The sequence below is a fragment of the Pseudomonas sp. P4_B4 genome, from assembly GCF_056402255.1.
Map to the genome: position 1 here is coordinate 1 of NZ_JBFUHS010000069.1, position 5,151 is coordinate 5,151.

3 protein-coding genes are annotated in these 5,151 nt (G+C 57.1%); 1 reads left to right on the forward strand and 2 read right to left on the reverse strand.

The window, feature by feature from the left end; translation table 11 throughout:
• Positions 1-489: 489 nt before the first annotated feature.
• Together AC1DVE_RS30930 and ptrR are read right to left on the reverse strand one after the other, a co-directional pair.
• The gene (locus tag AC1DVE_RS30930) at positions 490-2,694 is read right to left on the reverse strand and encodes an OsmC domain/YcaO domain-containing protein (RefSeq protein WP_477784434.1); all 2,205 of its coding nucleotides are present in this window, start codon (positions 2,692-2,694) and stop codon (positions 490-492) included.
• 77 nt (positions 2,695-2,771) lie between these two features.
• Positions 2,772-3,650: a putrescine utilization regulator PtrR gene (gene ptrR / locus AC1DVE_RS30935; RefSeq protein ID WP_223459412.1), complete on the reverse strand. Its 879-nt coding sequence runs from the start codon at positions 3,648-3,650 to the stop codon at positions 2,772-2,774.
• Between the two features lie 100 nt (positions 3,651-3,750).
• On the opposite strand from ptrR, the gene AC1DVE_RS30940 reads away from it, so the two are divergent.
• Positions 3,751-5,142, forward strand: a complete 1,392-nt coding sequence (locus AC1DVE_RS30940) for an aldehyde dehydrogenase family protein (protein ID WP_477784435.1) — start codon at positions 3,751-3,753, stop codon at positions 5,140-5,142.
• The last annotated feature ends 9 nt before the right edge of the window (positions 5,143-5,151 follow it).

The window sequence follows — 5,151 nt, forward strand, 5'->3', positions numbered from 1 at the left end:
CTCATTTGCTGTCAAGTGGTATTTTTCAGAAGTTTTCCAAGTTTCCTTTGTAACTTCAACCACTTGCGCTTCAGATCTCTCGTCAGCGGGAGGCGAATTCTACAGCGTTACACGCTGCTGTCAACACCTCTTTTTCAACTTCGTTTTGGCTTCGATGACCTGAAGCAACCTGCTGCCGAAAACTGCGTAACTCTTTGTTTACCAAGGAGTTTTCCGTTTCGACTGCGCCGGAAGTGGGGCGAATTATAGGCTTCCAGAATCTGCCGTCAAGCGTTGATTTAGGTTTTCTATCAATAAGCTGCAGAATGCAGCAAAACACGCCCCAAAGGACGCCTATATAGAAGAGCCAAAACGCCCTTCTATATAGAAGAGCTTCCTCACAGGCAGCCACAGCCATGTCATAGCCAAAAAGTGGGACCACAGCGTACAGACGATTAGCCGGCCGCCAAAAAACAAAAAAGCACCCGAGGTGCTTTTTTGTTATCACTATCAGCTGGACAAAGCCGCCACCCTCGCCCGCACCATGTGCAGCTTTTTGTAGCTGTCGATCAGGCGAAGGTGTCTGTCGAGCCCTTCCAGTTTCATGCTCGTCGGCGTCAGACCGTAGAAACGTACACTGCCATCCACGGACCCTATCGCCGCGTCCATCCGCTCGTTACCGAACATCCGGCGGAAGTTGACCTCGTAGTCGCTCAGTTCCAGATCATCGTCCAGCTGCATTTCCAGCACGACGTTCACGGCTTGATAAAACAAGCCGCGCTCGACGGTGTTGTCGTTGTATTGCAAGAAGGCTTCCACCAGATCCTTGGCCTGGTCAAACTTCTGCAAGGCGAGATAAATCAGCAACCTCAACTCCAGGATCGTCAACTTGCCCCAAGGCGTATTGTCGTCGAACTCGATGCCGATCAAGGTGGTGATGTCGGTGTAATCATCCAGCTCGCTGTTTTCCAAACCCTGGGCCAGCGTTCTCAGGCCGACTTTGCTCAGGCTGTGCAGATTGAGGATGTCAGCGCGGAACTGCAGCGCTTTGTTGGTGTTATCCCAGATCAAATCTTCTACCGGATAAATTTCCGAGTAATCCGGCACCAGAATGCGGCAGGCCTTGGCGCCGATGTGCTCATAGACCGCCATGTACACTTCTTTGCCCATGTCTTCGAGAATGCCGAACAAGGTGGCGGCCTCTTCGGTATTGGAGTTTTCGCCTTGACCGGAGAAATCCCACTCAACGAATTCGAAATCCGGCTTGGCACTGAAGAAGCGCCACGAGACCACACCACTGGAGTCGATAAAGTGCTCGACGAAGTTGTTCGGCTCAGTCACCGCCTGACCTTCGAAGGTTGGCTGAGGCAGATCGTTCAGGCCTTCGAAACTGCGGCCTTGCAGCAGTTCCGTCAGGCTGCGCTCCAGCGCCACTTCCAGGCTTGGGTGCGCGCCGAACGAGGCAAACACGCCACCGGTACGCGGGTTCATCAAGGTGACGCACATCACCGGGAACTCCCCGCCCAGCGATGCATCCTTGACCAGCACCGGGAAGCCCTGCTCTTCCAGGGCCTGGATACCGGCCAGAATGCCCGGGTATTTCGCCAGTACTTCCTGCGGCACATCCGGCAGGGCCATTTCGCCTTCGAGGATTTCGCGTTTGACCGCGCGCTCGAAGATCTCCGACAGGCACTGCACCTGAGCTTCGGCCAGCGTGTTGCCGGCGCTCATGCCATTGCTCAGGAACAGGTTTTCGATCAGGTTGGACGGGAAGTACACCACCTCATTGTCCGACTGGCGCACAAACGGCAGTGAACAAATGCCGCGCTGGGTGTTGCCGGAGTTGGTGTCGTACAGATGCGAGCCACGCAACTCGCCATCCCGGTCGTAAACCTTCAGGCAGTACTCGTCGAGGATTTCAGTCGGCAGTTCGTCCTTCGGGCCCGGCTTGAACCAGCGCTCGTCCGGGTAATGCACAAACGCCGCGTTGGCGATGTCCTCGCCCCAGAACTGGTCGTTGTAGAAGAAGTTGCAGTTGAGCCGCTCGATAAACTCGCCCAGCGCCGATGCCAGCGCGCCTTCTTTGGTCGCGCCCTTGCCGTTGGTAAAACACATTGGCGAGTGCGCATCCCGGATGTGCAGCGACCACACACTGGGAACGATATTGCGCCACGAAGCGATTTCAATCTTCATGCCCAGGTCGGCCAGGATGCCCGACATGTTGGCGATGGTTTGCTCCAGCGGCAGGTCCTTGCCCACGATGTAGGTGCCCGCTTCGCCAGTCGAGTGCGGCATCAGCAACGCCTGGGCATCGGCGTCGAGGTTTTCGACCTCTTCAATCACAAACTCAGGCCCGGTTTGCACCACCTTCTTTACCGTGCAACGGTCGATGGAGCGCAAGATCCCCTGACGGTCCTTGGCGGAGATGTCCGCCGGCAATTCAACCTGAATCTTGAAAATCTGGTTGTAGCGGTTTTCCGGATCAACAATGTTGTTCTGCGACAGGCGGATATTTTCGGTGGGGATATTGCGAGTTTCGCAATACAACTTCACGAAGTACGCCGCACACAACGCCGACGAAGCCAGGAAGTAATCGAACGGCCCCGGTGCCGAGCCATCGCCCTTGTAGCGAATGGGTTGATCGGCAATCACCGTGAAGTCGTCGAACTTGGCTTCAAGTCGAAGGTTGTCGAGAAAGTTGACCTTGATTTCCATGTGCGATTACCAGAATAACGAGCTAAACAATTTGGCCGCCATTATCCGGTTTTTCGGCACTGACCGTTAACTTTCCACTATTTTTCGATCAACACCACACCGCGTTCCTCAAGCAAGCGCACAAACATCGTCAGGCTCTGCGACACCGTCCCCCTACGCCACACCAGCCAAGTGCGTAAATAGCGGAACGACTCCGACAACGGCCAGACGCTGACCGTCGTGCACCCAGGCATGCTTTCGAGCATGCTGCGAGGCATCAGCGCCAGGCCGGCACCGGCGCTGACACAGGCCAGCATGCCGTGATAGGACTCCATTTCGAAAATCTTACCGGGCACCGCCGCACCATTGGCGAACCAGCTTTCGAAATGATGGCGATAGGAGCAGTTGGAGCGGAAGGCATAGATGTTTTCGCCATTCACATCCTTCGCCCGATGAATCGGCTCATGGTTGAGCGGTGCGATCAGGACCATTTCTTCCTCGAATGCAGGCACGCCCTCCAGTGCCGGATGCAGCACCGGACCATCGACGAAAGCAGCGGCCAGCCGCCCCGACAGCACCCCGTCGATCATGGTCCCGGAGGGGCCGGTGGACAGGTCCAGTTCGACCTTGGCGTGCTTCTGGTTATAGGCGGCCAATAGCTCTGGAATACGTACCGCTGCAGTACTTTCCAGCGAACCCAGGGCGAAGGCTCCCTGGGGTTCTTCACCCGCCACGGTGGCGCGCGCTTCCTGAACCAGGTCGAGAATACGTCGAGCGTAATCCAGAAAGCTCCAGCCGGCCGGCGACAGGCGCAGGCGACTCTTCTCGCGGATAAACAGGTCCACACCCAGGTCCAGCTCAAGCTGCTTGATTCTGGTGGTGAGATTCGATGGCACCCGATGGATATGTTGGGCAGCCACGCTGATGCTGCCGTGCTCGGCGACAGCCTTGAAGATTTCGAGCTGAACCAGATCCAAGTCATTCTCCAAACGTGAACGTTATGCTCAGTATTATTCAGTTTCCAGAAAACATATAGCCCCATAACCTGAGCACATTCCTACCTCGCAGGACGGTGCCATGACCAACGTATCCAGCCTTACCCATGCCATTTCGATCAACCCGACCACGGGCGAGCAGATCGGCCATTACCCTTTCGAATCCGATTCGGCATTACAGGTCGCGCTGACGCGGGCCGCTACCGGGTTTCGCGCCTGGCGCAGCAAGCCGGTTGAACAGCGCGCGCAGCTTTTGATCAACCTCGGCCAGGCCTTGCGCAACAATGCAGAGGCCATGGCGAACATGATCACCCAGGAAATGGGTAAGCCGATTGCCCAGGCCCGCGGTGAAATTGAAAAATGTGCGCAGCTCTGCCAGTGGTACGCCGAACACGGCCCCGCCATGCTGAGCCCGGAACCGACCCTGGTGGAAGGCGGCAAGGCACACATCGAATATCGCCCCCTGGGCCCGATTCTCGCCGTGATGCCGTGGAACTTCCCCATCTGGCAAGTCCTGCGCGGCGCGGTCCCCACGTTGCTCGCCGGTAATACCTACGTGCTCAAGCACGCGCCCAACATCATGGGCAGCGCCTACTTGCTGCTGGACGCTTTCAGGCAAGCGGATTTTCCCGGAGGTGTTTTCGAGGTCATCAACGTCACCCCGGAAGGTGTATCCAAGGCTATCGCCGATCCACGCATCGCGGCCGTCACCCTCACCGGTAGCGTGCGTGCGGGCATGGCCATCGGTGCTCAGGCCGGAGCCGCATTGAAGAAATGTGTATTGGAACTGGGTGGCTCCGACCCATTTATCGTGCTCGACGACGCGGACCTCGATGAGGCGGTGAAAGCCGCCGTGATCGGGCGCTATCAAAACACCGGACAAGTCTGCGCCGCCGCCAAACGCCTGATTGTCGAGCAAGGCATTGTCGAGGAATTTACCCGCAAATTCGTCGAAGCCACCCAACAACTGGTTGTCGGTGATCCACTGGCTACCACCACCTATATCGGCCCGATGGCTCGCTTCGATCTGCGCGACGAACTGGACCAACAGGTGCGCGACACACTGGAAGAAGGCGCGACGTTGCTGCTGGGTGGAAAGAAGGCTGAAGGCCCCGGCAATTACTATGAGCCCACCGTACTCGGCGACGTGACCGATCAGATGACATCATTCAAACAGGAGTTGTTCGGGCCTGTGGCTTCAATCATCACGGCCCGAGACGCAGCCCATGCGCTGGCGCTGGCCAATGACAGTGAATTCGGTCTCACCGCCACCCTCTACACGCGCAATGCCGAACTCGCCCGGCAGATGGCAGGCGAACTTGAAACCGGCGGCGTGTTCATCAACGGCTATAGCGCCAGCGATCCGCGTGTCAGTTTTGGTGGCGTGAAGAAGAGTGGCTTTGGCCGGGAACTCTCGCATTTCGGCGTGCGCGAATTCTGTAATGCACAAACGGTTTGGCTGGATCGGCGCTAAGGACAGTGC